13 protein-coding genes are annotated in these 14409 nt (G+C 74.2%); 9 read left to right on the top strand and 4 right to left on the bottom strand.

The features are described from left to right. Positions 1-17 precede the first annotated feature (17 nt). Together ACZ7BZ_RS10945 and ACZ7BZ_RS10940 are read left to right on the top strand one after the other, a co-directional pair. The gene (locus ACZ7BZ_RS10945; protein ID WP_470358089.1) at positions 18-917 is read left to right on the top strand and encodes a helix-turn-helix domain-containing protein; all 900 of its coding nucleotides are present in this window, start codon (positions 18-20) and stop codon (positions 915-917) included. A gap of 130 nt (positions 918-1047) precedes the next feature. Then, complete coding sequence (locus tag ACZ7BZ_RS10940; protein WP_470358088.1) at positions 1048-1446, top strand: hypothetical protein; 399 nt, start codon at positions 1048-1050, stop codon at positions 1444-1446. A 16-nt stretch (positions 1447-1462) separates the two neighbouring features. On the opposite strand, the gene ACZ7BZ_RS10935 is transcribed toward ACZ7BZ_RS10940, so the two are convergent. Further along, positions 1463-2866 carry a selenium-binding protein SBP56-related protein gene (locus ACZ7BZ_RS10935; protein ID WP_470358087.1) on the bottom strand — a complete coding sequence of 468 codons (1404 nt, stop codon included), beginning with the start codon at positions 2864-2866 and terminating at the stop codon, positions 1463-1465. Between the two features lie 317 nt (positions 2867-3183). On the opposite strand from ACZ7BZ_RS10935, the gene ACZ7BZ_RS10930 reads away from it, so the two are divergent. Beyond that, positions 3184-4155, top strand: coding sequence for an alpha/beta hydrolase (locus ACZ7BZ_RS10930; RefSeq protein WP_470358086.1), 972 nt, complete (start codon positions 3184-3186; stop codon positions 4153-4155). 74 nt (positions 4156-4229) lie between these two features. After that, positions 4230-5024: a spermidine synthase gene (locus tag ACZ7BZ_RS10925; RefSeq protein WP_470358269.1), complete on the top strand. Its 795-nt coding sequence runs from the start codon at positions 4230-4232 to the stop codon at positions 5022-5024. A gap of 12 nt (positions 5025-5036) precedes the next feature. Here the strand turns inward: ACZ7BZ_RS10925 and fabV are convergent, their stop codons facing one another. Then, positions 5037-6251: an enoyl-[acyl-carrier-protein] reductase FabV gene (gene fabV / locus ACZ7BZ_RS10920; protein ID WP_470358085.1), complete on the bottom strand. Its 1215-nt coding sequence runs from the start codon at positions 6249-6251 to the stop codon at positions 5037-5039. Between the two features lie 317 nt (positions 6252-6568). Here fabV and ACZ7BZ_RS10915 point away from each other — a divergent pair, with 317 nt between their 5' ends. From ACZ7BZ_RS10915 to ACZ7BZ_RS10900, 4 genes are all read left to right on the top strand, one after another. Further along, positions 6569-7390 carry a class I SAM-dependent methyltransferase gene (locus ACZ7BZ_RS10915; RefSeq protein ID WP_470358084.1) on the top strand — a complete coding sequence of 274 codons (822 nt, stop codon included), beginning with the start codon at positions 6569-6571 and terminating at the stop codon, positions 7388-7390. 201 nt (positions 7391-7591) lie between these two features. Continuing rightward, a complete protein-coding gene (locus ACZ7BZ_RS10910; RefSeq protein ID WP_465740087.1) occupies positions 7592-8257 on the top strand; it encodes a DedA family protein in 666 nt (221 codons plus the stop codon). Between the two features lie 91 nt (positions 8258-8348). After that, positions 8349-9029, top strand: coding sequence for an O-methyltransferase (locus tag ACZ7BZ_RS10905; RefSeq protein WP_470358083.1), 681 nt, complete (start codon positions 8349-8351; stop codon positions 9027-9029). 60 nt (positions 9030-9089) lie between these two features. After that, on the top strand, positions 9090-9989 hold the full coding sequence (locus tag ACZ7BZ_RS10900) for a Gfo/Idh/MocA family protein (protein ID WP_470358082.1): 900 nt from the start codon (positions 9090-9092) through the stop codon (positions 9987-9989). Positions 9990-10136: 147 nt separating this feature from the next. Here ACZ7BZ_RS10900 and ACZ7BZ_RS10895 read toward each other — a convergent pair whose 3' ends face one another. After that, on the bottom strand, positions 10137-11246 hold the full coding sequence (locus ACZ7BZ_RS10895) for a hypothetical protein (protein WP_470358081.1): 1110 nt from the start codon (positions 11244-11246) through the stop codon (positions 10137-10139). Positions 11247-11446: 200 nt separating this feature from the next. Between ACZ7BZ_RS10895 and ACZ7BZ_RS10890 the strand changes: the two genes are divergently transcribed. Beyond that, positions 11447-13519 carry a transglycosylase domain-containing protein gene (locus tag ACZ7BZ_RS10890; protein ID WP_470358080.1) on the top strand — a complete coding sequence of 691 codons (2073 nt, stop codon included), beginning with the start codon at positions 11447-11449 and terminating at the stop codon, positions 13517-13519. Positions 13520-13523: 4 nt separating this feature from the next. Here ACZ7BZ_RS10890 and sigJ read toward each other — a convergent pair whose 3' ends face one another. Then, the gene (gene sigJ, locus ACZ7BZ_RS10885; protein WP_470358079.1) at positions 13524-14408 is read right to left on the bottom strand and encodes an RNA polymerase sigma factor SigJ; all 885 of its coding nucleotides are present in this window, start codon (positions 14406-14408) and stop codon (positions 13524-13526) included. Position 14409 lies beyond the last annotated feature (1 nt).

Genomic DNA, 14409 nt, shown 5'->3' with positions numbered 1-14409 from the left:
GCCCGCATACTGCAGTAATGGACCAGCGCACCGAACTCATCGAGTTCCTCCGATCCCGCCGTGCCCGGCTGCGGCCCGAGGACGTGGGCTTGCCGGAGGGCACCACCCGCCGGCGGGTGCCCGGACTGCGCCGCGAGGAGCTGGCCCAGCTCGCCGGAGTCAGCACCGCCTACTACACCCGGCTCGAACAGGGCCACGGCGAGAACGTCTCCGCGGCCGTCCTGGACGCCATCGCCCGGGTGCTGCGTCTTGGCCCCGCCGAGCGCGACCACCTCGGCCGGCTCACCGAACCCGCCCGCCGCCGCCCCGGCCGCGCCGCGAGCGCCCGCCCGCAGCGGGTGCGGCCCGCGCTGCAGCAGCTGCTGGACTCCATGGAGGGCGTGCCCGCGTACGTGCTCGGCCGACGGCTGGACGTCATCGGCTGGAACCGGCTCGGCACCGCCCTGCTCGGTGACTTCGCGGTGATGCCGCCCGAGCAGCGCAACATGGCCTGGCACGTCTTCCTCGACCCCGCCGCCCGGGCGCTCTTCGAGGAGTGGGAGACCAAGGCCAGCGATGTCGTCGGCCTGCTGCGCCTGGACGCCGGACGCTACCCGGACGATCCGGGGCTCGCCTCGCTGGTCGGCGAACTCTCCGTCAAGAGCGAGGAATTCCGGCGCCTCTGGGCCACCTACCGGATCCAGGACAAGGGCCACGGCACCAAGCGGCTGCAGCACCCGGTGGTCGGTCCGCTCAGCCTCCAGTACGAGACGCTCCGCCCGGCCGGGGACAGCGACCAGGTGCTGGTCGCCTACCATGCCGAACCGGGCTCCGCCTCCGCCGAGTCCCTGCGGCTGCTGGCGAGTTGGGACGCCACCGAGCGCCGGGTGGAGGGCGCCGAGGAGGCCGGGCAGGCGGCTTCCGGGCAGAGCCGGTAGCCGGGCTGCGTGGTTGCCGGGCTGCCTGGTTGCCGCCCCGCCGCAGGCGCCGGGGGTCGATGGTCCCGGGGCCGCCCGGGGCCATCGACCCTTCTCCCGTCCATCGGCCCGGCGGTTGACTGGGCAGGTCATGGACAACAGCAGCCAGGCCACCGCCACCGCCGAGTACGACCGTCTGATCGCCCGCCACCATGCGATGAGACTGCGGCGCCAACTCCTCGCCCCCGCAACGCCGTCGGGCTCCGATCCGGTCACCGGAGCCGTCCCCGGCCCCGGTGGCGAAGGCTACGACGGCGCCGCGGACCAGCACCTGGCGCTCGCCGAACTCTCCCTGCACAAGACCTGGTTGTCGCTGACCCCGGTCACGGCCGGCCGGCTCGCCGACGTCGTCGCGGGCGCCGGGGGCTGGCGCGGGCACGTGGCCTGCGTCAGCGGGCCGGCCGGGATGGTCGCCTCGGTGTGTGCCCAACTGCTGGCGTTGGGGCTGCCGGTGGACCAGGTGCGGTTCGACCGGGTGGTCCACCGCTAGCCATCGCGGGCCGGCCCTAGCGGTAGCAGTAGGAGTCCGAGGAGGCGTCCCCGCCCGCCAGATGGGTCTGGTGGACGCGCAGGCCCTGGAAATCCGCGCCGTGCGGGAAGAACCTCTCGTCGATGCTCAGGCCGCCGGCCACCGGGTCGGCGTCCAGCTTCACCAGCCAGGGCTCGATGCCGTCCGGGTAGAACTGGTCGTCCCAGGCGCCGTAGAGGGAGTTGGTGACGTAGAGCCGCCGTCCGTCCCGGCTGATCTCCACCATCTGCGGCGCCCCGCTCAGCGGCCGCCCCGGCTCGGCCGGGTGCGGTGTCCGGGCGGCGACCCCGCCCAGGCGGACGGAGGAGGCCAGCCGGGGGTGGAACGGGTCCGAGACGTCGTACTGGAACAACTCGCCGGTGCCCCAGGCCGAGACGTACAGCCAGCGGTCGTCCACCGACAGGTTGATGTCGGTGACCAGCGGCGGGACGGCCCCGAACGGCCGCAGTGCGGGCGGTAGTCGCTCGACGGCGGCCGGTTCGGCAGGGAGCTCGATCACCTTGCGGGCGGTGAACGCCGGCCCCTGCCGGTACCAGAGCCAGACCGAGGAGGAGAGGTTCTCCACGTTCACCACCGCCCCGGCGAAGCCCCACTCCGCCTGCGGGTCGTGCGCGGGGCGCAGCTCCAGCACCATCTGGTACTGGTCCCCGAGGTCGACCCGCTGGAGGTGCCGGCCGGTGCCCAGCTCCCAGAAGTGCAGCGCGTGTCCGTACTTGCGGGCGAGCAGCTGCTCCGGCAGCACTCCGTCCTCGACCATCCACGGGGTGCCCCACTCGCTGGTCACCCCGACGTCCGTCCCGAGGTGCCACCAGACGTCGTACGCGAAGTGCTGCGGCCCGCGCTCCGTCTCCCAGGGGCGCAGCACCTCGAAGGTGGTGTGGTCCAGCAGCGCCACCCCGCCGGGCCCGTCGTCGCCGTCGCCGGAGCCGAGGCAGGACAGGAAGACCCCCTCCGGCCCGCAGTGCAGGGTGTGCGGCCGCGAGTAGCCCGACTTCGCCGCCAGCTCCTTGGCCTCGACCGTCTTCACCAGCCGGGGGCGGACCGGATCCGGCCGGGTGTCCATCACGTGCAGCCGGGAGGACCGCAGCCCCGGCAGCAGCAGGAACCGCCGCTCCGGGTTCTCGTGGCAGGCGTGTGCCAGGGCGCTGGAGCAGGCGTTCCATCCGAAGTGGTGCAACTCGTCGCCAAGTGTCGGCAGTTCGGCGAAGTTCAGCACCTTCCCGTAGCTCGCCGAGGCCGGATCGGTGTCCACGGTGAGCAGGGCGTCCGGCCGCCGGGCCGACCGGTCGAACCCGGCCACGTAGGCCAGCTTCTCCGGCGGCGCCGCGATCGCCTCGGCGGCCGAACGGTACAGGGATGGATCGATATGCCCGTGCTGCATGCAAACTCCCCAACTCGCCGTCTCTGTCCGGGAAGCGTTCCACACGACCACCGGCGCACAGGAGGCGCACGAGAGGCGGTCGGGAGGCGTGGACGGCTACCCCGGCGGGGTACGCGAGGCGCCGCGACGAGGAGGGCCCGCCGACCGCGCGGACGAGGAGGGCGGGGCGCTGCCGGAGGCCGTCGCCGGGCCTCGGAGGGCGGCGCAACCCCGCCGCCGCGCGGGGCGGGCCTACCGGCCGGTATGGTCGGGGCGGAAACGGGTGGACACCTGCCGAGCAGGGGCAGGCGGAGCAGAGGGAACGGGTGCAGCGGCAGATGGAGTTTCGGGAAGACATCCTGGGTGCCCCCTACGAGGCGGCCGAGCTGACGCTGCGGCCCGACGACGAGGGGGCGGTCTGCGCCACGCTCGTGCGGCGGCTGGTGCCGGGCTCGGAGCGGGCGGTGCTGTACGTCCACGGGTACAACGACTACTTCTTCCAGACCAACCTGGCCGACCACTTCACCGCGCTCGGGTTCTCCTTCTACGCCCTGGACCTGCGCAAGTACGGCCGCTCGCTGCGCCCGCACCAGTCGCCGAACTTCGTCCGCGACCTCGCCGAGTACGACGAGGAGATCGACGAGGCGGTGCGGATCATCCGGGAGGTGGACGGCCACCGTCAGCTGCTGCTGAACGGGCACTCCACCGGCGGGCTGGTCGGCGCGCTGTGGGCGGGGCGCCGGGCCGGGCGCGGGCTGGTGGACGGCCTGTTCCTGAACAGTCCGTTCCTGTCGATGCCGGCCGGGGCGGCCGTGCGCACCGCCGGCGGGCCGGTGGTGACGGCGCTCGGGCGGGCGAAGCCGACCCGGATCCTGCCCTCCTCGCTCAACCCGCACTACACCCACAGCCTGCACAAGGACCACAAGGGCGAGTGGGACTTCGACCTCAGGCTCAAGCCGGCCGAGGGCTTCCCGCTGTACGCGGGCTGGCTGGCCGCGATCCACCAGGGGCACCGGCGGCTGCGGCACGGCCTGGGGATCGACGTGCCGGTGCTGCTGATGGCCTCGACCAGGTCCGTCTCCACCACCAAGTGGCACAACGCCCTGCACCACGCGGACGGGGTGCTGCGCGCCGACGACATCGCCGCGCAGGGGCCCCGGCTGGGCCGGCACGTGACGGTGGTCCGGATCGAGGGCGGGATGCACGACCTGGTGCTGTCCGGCGAGAAGGCCCGCACCGAGGTGTTCGCCGAGCTGGACCGCTGGCTCGCGGCCCACCTGGACGTCCGCCCGGTGGGGGAGCCCGCGTGACGGACGAGCCGCTTCCGGGGCCGGACGAGCCGGTACCGGTCGGCCGGCGCACCGACCTCGGCTTCGCCAAGCTGATGCCGGACATCGACCGAGACGGCGGCTGGCTGCTCACCCTGGACGGCACCCCGCAGTCCTACGTCGACCTCGCCGACCCGACGCACCTGGAGTTCGAGTACACCCGCCGACTCGGCCACCTGGCCGACGTCCTCGCCCCGTCCGGCCGTCCGCTGGACGCGCTGCACCTGGGCGGCGGCGCGCTCACCCTGCCCCGCTACCTGGCCGCGACCCGGCCCGGTTCGCGGCAGCGGGTCGTGGAGGTGGACGGGCCGCTGCTCGACCTGGTCGCCGGGCAACTGCCCTGGCAGGGCCCCGGCGCGGACATCACCGCGACCGTGGGCGACGCCAGGGCGGCGCTGGCCGTCACCCCGGCCGACTCCCAGGACCTGGTGATCGCGGACGTGTTCCACGGCTCCCGCACCCCCGCGCACCTCACCTCGGTGGAGTTCCTGCGGCTGGCCGCCGCCGCGCTGCGCCCGGGCGGCTGCTACGCGGCCAACCTGGCGGACGGCCCGCCGCTGGCCTTCGCCCGGGCCCAGGCGGCCACGGTGGCGGCGGTGTTCCCGTACGTCTGCCTGGTGGCGGAGGCCCCGGTGCTGCGCGGGCGCCGGTACGGCAACATCCTGCTGGCCGGCTCCACCGCGCCGCTGCCGGCGGCGGAGCTGAGCCGGCTGCTGGCGGGCGACATCTTCCCGGCCCGGCTCACCGACGGCGAGGAACTGGCCGCGCTGGTCGGCCGGGCGGCCCCGGTCACCGACGCGGACGCCACCGACTCCCCGCCGCCGCCGGACGGCGCCTTCAGCATCGGCTGACGCCCGGGCGGCTCAGGAGGCGGGGCCGGGCCAGGGGACGTCGGTGGCCACCGGGGCGGTGTAGTCGACGCCCGGGACGGCGAAGCCGTACAGGCGCTGGACCTCCGCGTGGAACCAGCCGAGGTCGGCGAGGTCGGCCACGGTGTCGGTGGTGGCGGCCGCCCAGCGTTCGGCGACGGCGGCCTGGACGCCGTCGGCGAGTTCCCAGCCGTCCAGGCGGACCCGGCCCTCGTCGTCCAGGACGAGCGGGGCGGCGCCGGTGAGCTGGTCCCACAGGGCGGCGAGCTGGTGCACCGGCGGGACCATGCCCGCGCCGAGGACGCCGCGCAGCAGCCCGGTGTACAGGGCGATGCCGGGGACGGCGGTCGAGGACTGGGTGACGGCGGCGCCGTTGACGGAGGTGACGGCCCGCCCGCCCAGCGTCTCGCCGAGCCGCTCGTCCAGGGTGCGGGCGGTGGCCTCCAGGTGGGCCTTGGCCGCGCCGATGGTGCCCTGGCGGTAGATCGCCGCCGTCAGCGGGGAGCCGATGTACGAGAGCGCGGCGGTGGTGAAGCCCTCGCCGAGCAGTCCTCGCCCCGCCAGGTGGTCGATCCAGCGCTCCCAGTCCGTCCCGCCCATCACGGCCACGGTCTGCTCGATGTCGTCGCCCTCGGCCGGCGAGATCTCGACCGCGCGCACCTCGGGACGGCCCTGGTCGTCGAAGACCAGCGTCCTGGTGCGGTTGGTCCGGCCGATCGGCTTGAGGACGGACGCGTACGTGGCGCCGGTGTCGGGGTCGGTGCGCCGGGGGGCGGCCACCGAGTAGACCAGGTGGTCCAGCCGGCCGCCGAACCGCCGCTCGACCAGGTCGGCGACCTGGTCCTTCATCGCGTCGGAGAACGCGTCGCCGTTGAGGAAGACCAGGTCCCGCCCGGCGGCGCGGGCGAGTTCGGCGGTGGCGGCGGTGCGGTACCAGCCGGCCGTGCCGGTGCGGCGCCCGGTGGGGGCCTTCTCGAAGCAGACCAGCACGCCGCGGATGCCGGCCCGCTTGAGCCCGGCGACGGCCGCGGCCAGGCCGTACCCGGCCGAGGAGCCGATGATCAGGGCCACCGGCCCTTCGCCGTCCGGCAGTTCGGCCGGGTCCGGGCAGTCCCGCCACATGTCGGCCACCAGCCGCTCGCAGCCCGCCGGGTGGGAATCGAGGAAGAGGAACCCCCGGTTGCGGGGGATGAGAACGCGCTCGCTCACGGTGGCAGTCCTTGGGTCGGCTGAAGAGTGCGGACGCGGCGACCGGCCGGGCCGTCGCGTGCTGCCAGTCTGGGACAGCGCCGGGCGGGGCTGTGGCCACCACCGGGCACAACGATCACGAGTCGATCTTGGAGTGTTCCGCCACTGACGCCGCCACTGACGCCGCCACTGACGCCGGCACTGACGCCGGCACTGACGCCGGCACTGACGCCGGCACTGGCGGCGGGCGGCGCGTCGCCGGAGAAGGGGATGCGGCGCGGGTGCCAGAATCGGCGGGTTCATGCCCGAGCGTGGTGCACGTCCGAAGGAGTGAGCGAATGAGCGGCGGCGGGGAACGGCCGGAGTTGGGGCAGGTGCCGGAGACGGCGCTGTGGACCCTGTGGCACCGGGCGCTGGAGGCGAGGCGGCCGGACGCGGTGCTGCACGACCCGGTGGCGGTCGAGCTGGTGGAGCGGATCGACTTCCCGTTCGCCGAGCGGTTCGGGCGGGCACCGCTGGTGAGCCAGTTGCAGGCGCTGCGGGCGGGTTGCTTCGACCGCGAGGTGGCGGACTTCCTGGACCGGCACCCGCGCGCCACGGTGGTCGGGCTCGGGGACGGCCTGGAGACCCAGGCCTGGCGGGTGGACAACGGCCGGGCCGACTGGCTGTCGGTGGACCTGCCCGAGACGGCCCGGCTGCGCGAGCGGCTGCTGCCCCCGGACGACCGGCGCCGCATCCTGGCCTGCTCCGCCACCGACCTGCGCTGGGCGGACGAGGTCGACCCGGACCCGGACCGCGGGGTGCTGATCACCACCGAGGGGCTGCTGATGTACCTGCGGCCGACCGAGGTCCGGGAGCTGATCGCCGCCTGCGCCGAACGCTTCCCCGGCGGTGAGATGGTGCTCGACGCCGTCCCGCGCTGGGCCGCCCGCCGGGCCGTCCGGGGCACGCTGCGGGACCGCCACTACCAGGCGCCCCCGATGCCCTTCGGCATGGACGCGAACGAGTTCGGCAAACTGGCGCAGGCGCACCCGGCGGTCACCGACGTGCGCGAGGTCTACCCCGAGGGCGGGCGCGGCCTGCTGCGGGCGCTGCTGCCGCTCGGACGGCGGATCAAGCAGCGGCCGTCCGTCGTCGCCCTGCGCTTTACCCAATCTTGAAGAAAGGCCGGTCGGCCTGGAACTATTGGCGCGGGAGCGTACGTCGTAACGACGGGTGATCGGCCAGGGGGACAGGCCGCCCGGCACGTTAGGCTGCGCCCCGGGGCGCGGCCCGGGTGCCGCCATCGGACGACCGCCGGGACGGGAGTGCGGCTCCACGGGGAGCCGGCCCCGCCCCGACCTGCCACGGAGGTACTGGCCTTGCACATCGACGCCTGGATCGAGAGCGTCCCACCGACCGCGGTGTACGCCCTGATCGGCCTGATCATCGGGATCGAGTCCCTGGGCATCCCGCTGCCCGGTGAGATCGCACTGGTCACGGCGTCCCTGATGGCCGTCAAGGGGGCGGTGAGCCCGTGGGGGATCGCGCTCTGCGCGATCGCGGGCGCGATCATCGGCGACTCGATCGGCTACTCGATCGGCCGCAAGGGGGGCAAGCCGCTCTTCGAGAAGCTGGGGCGGAAGTTCCCCAAGCACTTCGGGCCCTCCCACCTGGCCACCGCCGAGCGCTCGTTCCAGAAGTGGGGCATGTGGGCGGTCTTCTTCGGCCGCTTCATCGCGCTGCTGCGCATCTTCGCCGGTCCGCTGGCGGGTGCGCTGAAGATGCCGTACTGGAAGTTCCTGATCGCCAACGTGCTGGGCGGCGTGGTCTGGGCCGGCGGCACCACGCTGCTGGTCTACAAGGTGGGCAAGGCCATCGAGCCGTGGCTGTCCCGGTTCTCCTGGGCGGGTCTGGCCGCGGCCGTGGTGATCGGCGCGACCTCGGCCTGGGTGATGAAGCGCCGGGCCGCCAAGACCCACGCGAAGATCGAGGCGGAGGAGGCGGCCAAGGCCGCCGCGGCCGCCAACGCCACCGTCGCGGAGTGACGGAGCGTAACCGGTAGTCGCCCCGGCGTCGTCGGGCCCCCGGAGTAGCATTCGGCCGAAAGCTGCCGATCTTGCACCACTGGAGGGCCCGATGACCCAGCCGAACCAGCAGGCGACCTGGAACGCGGTGGACGCCTACTTCTCCGACCAGTTGGTCGGGCACGACCCGGTGCTGGAGGCCGCCACGGCCGACGCCGACGCCGCCGGGCTGCCGAACATCGCGGTCGCCCCCAACCAGGGCAAGCTGCTGCACCTGCTGGCGCTGACCCAGGGGGCGCGCCGGATCCTGGAGGTCGGCACCCTCGGCGGCTACAGCACCATCTGGCTGGCCCGGGCCCTCCCCGCGGACGGCACCCTGATCTCGCTGGAGATCGATCCCGCGCACGCTGACGTGGCGCGCGGCAACCTGGCCCGCGCCGGGCTGGAGAAGGTCGCCGAGGTGCGGACCGGCCGGGCCGCCGACTCGCTGGCGGCGCTGGTCGAGCAGGGCGAGCTCCCCTTCGACCTGGTGTTCATCGACGCCGACAAGCCGAGCAACCCCGAGTACTTCCGCCGGGCGCTCCAGCTGACCCGGCCGGGTTCGCTGATCATCGTCGACAACGTGGTGCGCGGCGGCGCGGTTGCCGACGCGACCTCCACCGACCCGGCGGTGCTGGGCACCCGCGCCCTGCACGAGCTGATCGCCGCCGAGCCGAGGGTCAGCGCGACGTCCGTGCAGACCGTCGGCAGCAAGGGCTACGACGGCTTCACCCTGGCCCGCGTCCAGGACTGACCCACCCCGGCCCGTCCGGTGGATCCCGCCGGGCGCGCCCCGGAAGAACGGAGAAACGACGTGCGGATCGGACTGCTGGGCACCGGCACCTGGGCGGAGCGGGTGCACGCACCCGTCCTGGCCGAGCACCCCGGGCTGGAGTTCACCGGCGTCTGGGGCCGCCGGGCGGAGGCGGCCGAGGCGCTCGGCGCCGCGCACGGCGTGCCCGGGTACGGCGACCTCGACCGGCTGCTGGCCGAGGTCGACGCAGTCTCCGTCGCGCTGCCGCCGTCCGTCCAGGCCGGGCTGGCGGTGCGGGCCGCCGAGGCCGGCTGCCACTTGCTGCTGGACAAGCCGGTCGCGTTCACCGTGCCGGAGGCCCGGGCGGTGGCCGGGGCCGTCCGTGAGCACGGCGTCGCCTCGGTGGTGTTCTTCACCGTCCGCTTCGGCGGCGAGCAGATCCCGTGGATCGAGCGGCAGGCCGGGCTCGGCGGCTGGTTCACCGGCCGCTCCGACTGGCTCGGCTCGGTGTTCGCGCCGGGCAGCACCAGTCCGTACGCGGCCTCGCCCTGGCGCCGGGACAAGGGCGCGCTGTGGGACGTCGGTCCGCACGCGCTGTCCGTGCTGCTGCCGGTGCTGGGCGACGCCGTCCAGGTCACGGCGGTCGCCGGGCCGCAGGACACGGTGCACCTGGTGCTGCGGCACGCCGGCGGTGCCTCCAGCACCCTCGCCCTCAGCCTGACCGCCCCGCGGGCCGGCGGCGGGGTCGCGATGGAGCTGCGCGGCGAGCACGGGGTGGTCCAGCTTCCCGAGCGCGGCGAGGGCCCGACCGTCGCCCTGCACCGGGCGGTGGACGCCCTGCTGGCCTCCGCCGCCTCGGGCGAGCCGCACCCCTGCGGGGCGGACTTCGGGCTGCGGGTGGTGGAGATCCTGGCCGCGGCCGAGCACTCGCTGGCGCGCGGCGGGCCGGTGGCGGTGTGAGCTCCCGGTCTGAGATCGAGGCCTGAGCGCGACGTGTGAGCGCCGGGGCCCGAGCGCGAGGTCTGAGCACGAGGGAGGTCGCGGGGCGGGCACCGAGGTGCCCGCCCCGTGCCCGTCCGCCAGATGCCCGACGGCGGCGGGTGGCGGTCAGCCCGGCGGTAGGCCGGGCCGGGTGGCCTCCGGGCGGCGGTCGGTGGGGCGGGCCGGGGGGATGACCGGGGCGCGGAAGTCGCGCGGGCCGGTCCACAGGGCCGGGACGGAGTCGCTGCGGCGGGCCAATTCGTACGCCAGGGCCTCGTAGTTGACCCGCCAGCCGCGGAAGTGCCGCCAGGCCTCCTCGACCGGGCGCTCGCGCGGGAAGCCGGCCGCGGTGATCATCGCGACGGCGCCCAGGTACTCGGCGTAGGTGAGGCGGATCGGGGTCTCCGGGTCCGGGTCGGCGTCGAAGTCGATGCGTAGCGCGCGGCCGATGTCGCGCATCGCGGTGAAGCCGGCCCGGACCACCAGCCGGGCCTCGGGCGGGGCCGAGCGCGGGCAGAGGGCGAGGTGGAGGGCGGCGGCGTCCATCACCGCGATCAGGCCGACCACCCAGCTGCGGTTGGGCTGCGGGGAGCGGAAGGCCAGCAGCACCGGGTAGTTGGAGTGGCTCTCGCCGATGTCGGCGGCCAGTCGCTCCCAGTCCCGGTAGAGCTGGGGGAGGGCGGTCTCGGTGTCCACCAGGGACTGCCGGGCGAGCAGCTCGGGGCCCCAGGCGGGCTCGCCGGCCCGGGACTGCAGCAGCGTCACCTCGGTCTCGCGCCGCTGGTAGGCGGCGTACAGGGTGGGCAGGTAGGCGATCTGCAGGGCGATCACCAGTGGGCCGCTGGCGGCGGCCAGGAAGTCGATCGCGGACAGCTGGAGCCGCTCGCCGCTCGCGTACCCGAGGGTGAACAGGCTGGACCCGGCCTCCCGGATGGCCACCGACCAGCTGAGGTCAGAGGTGCCGTGCAGCAGCAGGGTGTAGGCGACCAGCATCCCGCTGAGCCACACCCCGAGCATGCCGAGCAGCACCAGCGGCGCCAGCCAGGTCAGCGCGCGGTCCTGCGCGCGGTAGGTGCCGAACGGCGCGGCCCACAGCCGCAGGGCGGTGCGCAGCCCCGACCAGAGCCGGAACACCAGGGCCGAGTAGAGGCCGCGCGGGACGACCAGGGTGCGCAGGATGCTGCCGATGACGAGCAGGAGCAGCAGCACGCCGAGCACGGTGTGGATCAACCTCATGGCGCCATTGTGGCGGTAGGCCGCAGGGGGTGCGGGGCCGGACCGCAGGTCGGACGCCGCCGTGCCCGGGCCTGGAGCGGCCCGCGATCCGGTTCCCCTTCCCGTTATGAGCATGATCACACCGGTTTCGCGCGGCCACAGGACGCCCGGTCCGGCGTCTAGGTGGGTGGAGGGGGTCGCCCCAGGAGATCGGAGACCGGATGCGCGCACAGCGGGGTGGGGACGCCGAGGAGCAGCAGGGCGGGGAACAGCGGGGCGAGGAAGAGCAGGGTGAGGAACAGCGGGGCCCGGACGCCGGGGAGCAGAAGGCCGGACGACGGCGATGGCGTCCGTTGCGGCGGATCGACTCTCCGCGCGGCAGCCGGCGCGGGGTCCGGCGCTGGCTGCCGTCCTGGCGGCAGCTGCTGCTGACGACCGGGTTGCTGACGGTGACGCTGAGCGGGCTGTCGGCCTGGTTCTTCGTCACCACCAAGGTTCCGGAGGACCTCAACGCCTTCGCCACTCAGCAGAACAACGTCTACTTCTGGGCGGACGGCACCGAGATGGCCCGGAGCGGCGAGACCAACCGGCAGGAGGTGCCGCTGGACCGGGTGCCGGAGTCGGTGCGCTGGGCGGTGCTGTCGGCCGAGAACGAGACCTTCTACTCCGACCCGGGGATCTCCGTCACCGGCATCGGCCGCGCGGTCTACACGATGGCCACCGGGGGCGACACCCAGGGCGGCTCCACCATCACCCAGCAGTACGTCAAGAACATCTACCTGAACCAGCGCCAGGACGTCTCCCGCAAGCTCAGCGAGATGGTCATCGCGATCAAGCTGGACCAGCGGATGAGCAAGCAGGACATCCTGGCCGGCTACCTGAACACCAGCTGGTTCGGGCGCGGCAGTTACGGCATCGAGCGCGCCGCGGCGGCCTACTACGGCAAGGACGTCTCGGAGCTGAACCCCAGCGAAGGGGCCTTCCTGGCCGCCCTGTTGAAGGGCGCCGGGCAGTACGACCCGGCCCTGAGCCCCGAGAACCACCAGCGGGCCGAGGACCGGTGGTCCTGGATCCTGGACCGGATGGTGGACACCGGAAAGCTCTCCGCCGCCGAGCGCGCCAAGTACACCGTCTTCCCGGAGCCGAGGACGCCCCCCAAGGCGGCCGGGATGAGCGGACAGGTCGGCTACCTGGTGGACCTCGCCCGGAGCTACGTGGAGAGCCACAGCGACATCTCCCCGGCCCAGTTCGACCTCGGCGGCTACCAGATCCGCACCACCTTCGAGAAGCCCAGGGTCACCGCCCTGGCCGGGGCGGTGCAGGAGGCCACCAAGGGCCTCGACCCGGACGGGCGCGAGGCCGACAAGCTGGTCAAGGTCGGCGCCGCCTCGGTTGCCCTCGACGGCCGGATCGTCGCGCTCTACGGCGGCCCCGACTACCGCAAACAGGGCTTCGACAACGCCAACACCTCGACGGTGCCGATGGGTTCGGCCTTCACCCCGCTGGTGTACGCGGCCGGACTCAGCCAGGGCGTGCAGCACCAGCGCGGCGGCCCGCGCACCCCGGTGACGCCCGGCACCACCTACGACGGCGACAACGGGGTCAACGTGCAGACCCCGGAGGGCCCGTACTGGGGGCGGGACGGGAAGATCGTGAAGACCGCCAACGACGGCAAGCGCAACTGGGGCCGGGTCAGCCTGCGGGGTGCGATCGAACAGTCCGTCAACGGGCCGATGATGCAACTCGGCATGGACGTCGGCCTGGACAACGTGCAGCAGACCGCGGCCGCCCTCGGCCTGCTCCCCGACAGCATGGGCGAGCTGGTGCCCGCCTTCGGCACGGGCAACTCCACGCCCAGCGCCATCCGCGCCGCCGACGCCTACGCCGCCTTCGCGGCCGGCGGCAGCCACACCGACCCGTACTCGGTGCTGGGCGTCACCCGCAACGGCGCCGCGGTCGACCTGCGGCTGCCGACCGCCGTCCGGGCCCTGCCCGCGGCGGTGGCGGCGGACGTGGACACGGCGCTCAAGGGCGCGGTCCGCGGTGGCAGCGCCCAGTCCCTGGCGGCGGCCGGCCCCGGCCTGGCGGCCAAGCCCGGGACCACCCCGGACCGTACCGCCGGCTGGACCGTCGGCTACAACGGGCAGCTGTCGACGGCGGTCACCGTCTTCCGGGCGGACCTCAAGGACATGAAGCTGCTCTCGCTGGAGGGGGTCGGCGGGGCGGCACCGGACACCCCGGACTCCGAACTGCCGGGCCGGATCTGGACGTCGTTCATGAAGGCGGCCGGGTAGCGGCTCAGGCCCTGTCCGTCCACCGGCGGAGCTTCTCCGGGTTGCGGACCGCCCAGATCCTGGTCACCCGGCCGTCGGCGACGTCGAACGCGGCCACCGTCAGGACGACACCGGCGCGCCGGGCCACCAGGCCCGGTGCGCCGTTCACCGAGCGCTCCAGGAGCTCCAGCCCCGGCGCCCGCTCGGCGATGGCCAGCAGGTACCGGGCGATCCGCTCGCCGCCCTCGACCGGGTGCAGCACCGCACTCGCCAGGCCGCCGCCGTCGGCGGTCATCACGGCGGCCGGGTCCAGCACGGCGACCAGGGCCTCGATGTCCTTGCGCTGCCAGGCCTGCCTGACCCGCCGTACGGTGTCGGCCCGGTCGGCGGTCCGCGCGGGGGTGGTGGCGGTGCCGACCCGGCGGCGGGCGGAGGAGGCCAACTGCTTGCAGGCCGCCGGGGTGCGGCCGAGGACGGCGGCGATCTCGGCGAAGGGGTAGCGGAAGACGTCGTGCAGGACGAAGGCCACCCGCTCGGCGGGGGTCATCGACTCCAGGACGACCAGGAAGGCCATCGCCACCGACTCGTCCAGCACCACCTGGTCGGCGAGATCCTCGGCACCGGATCCGTCCGGCAGCGGTTCGGGCAGCCAGGCCCCGACGTACCGCTCCCGCCGGGCCCGGGCCGAGCCGAGCTGGTCCAGGCAGATCCGGCCGGTGACGGTCGTCAGCCAGGCGCCGGGGGCCAGGATCTCCCGCCGCTTGCCCGGCGGGAGGGCGTACCAGCGGGCGTAGGCCTCCTGTACGGCGTCCTCGGACTCGGTCAGCGAGCCGAGCAGGCGGTAGGCGACGTTGATCAGTTGGCGCCGCTCGCCGGCCGTGCCGTCGGCGCCCACCCCCGCTGCCCCCATG

This window comes from Kitasatospora sp. NPDC036934, from assembly GCF_055608425.1.
The sequence above is the reverse complement of the archived record's forward strand: the minus strand, read 5'-3'. Positions and strand labels throughout refer to the sequence as shown.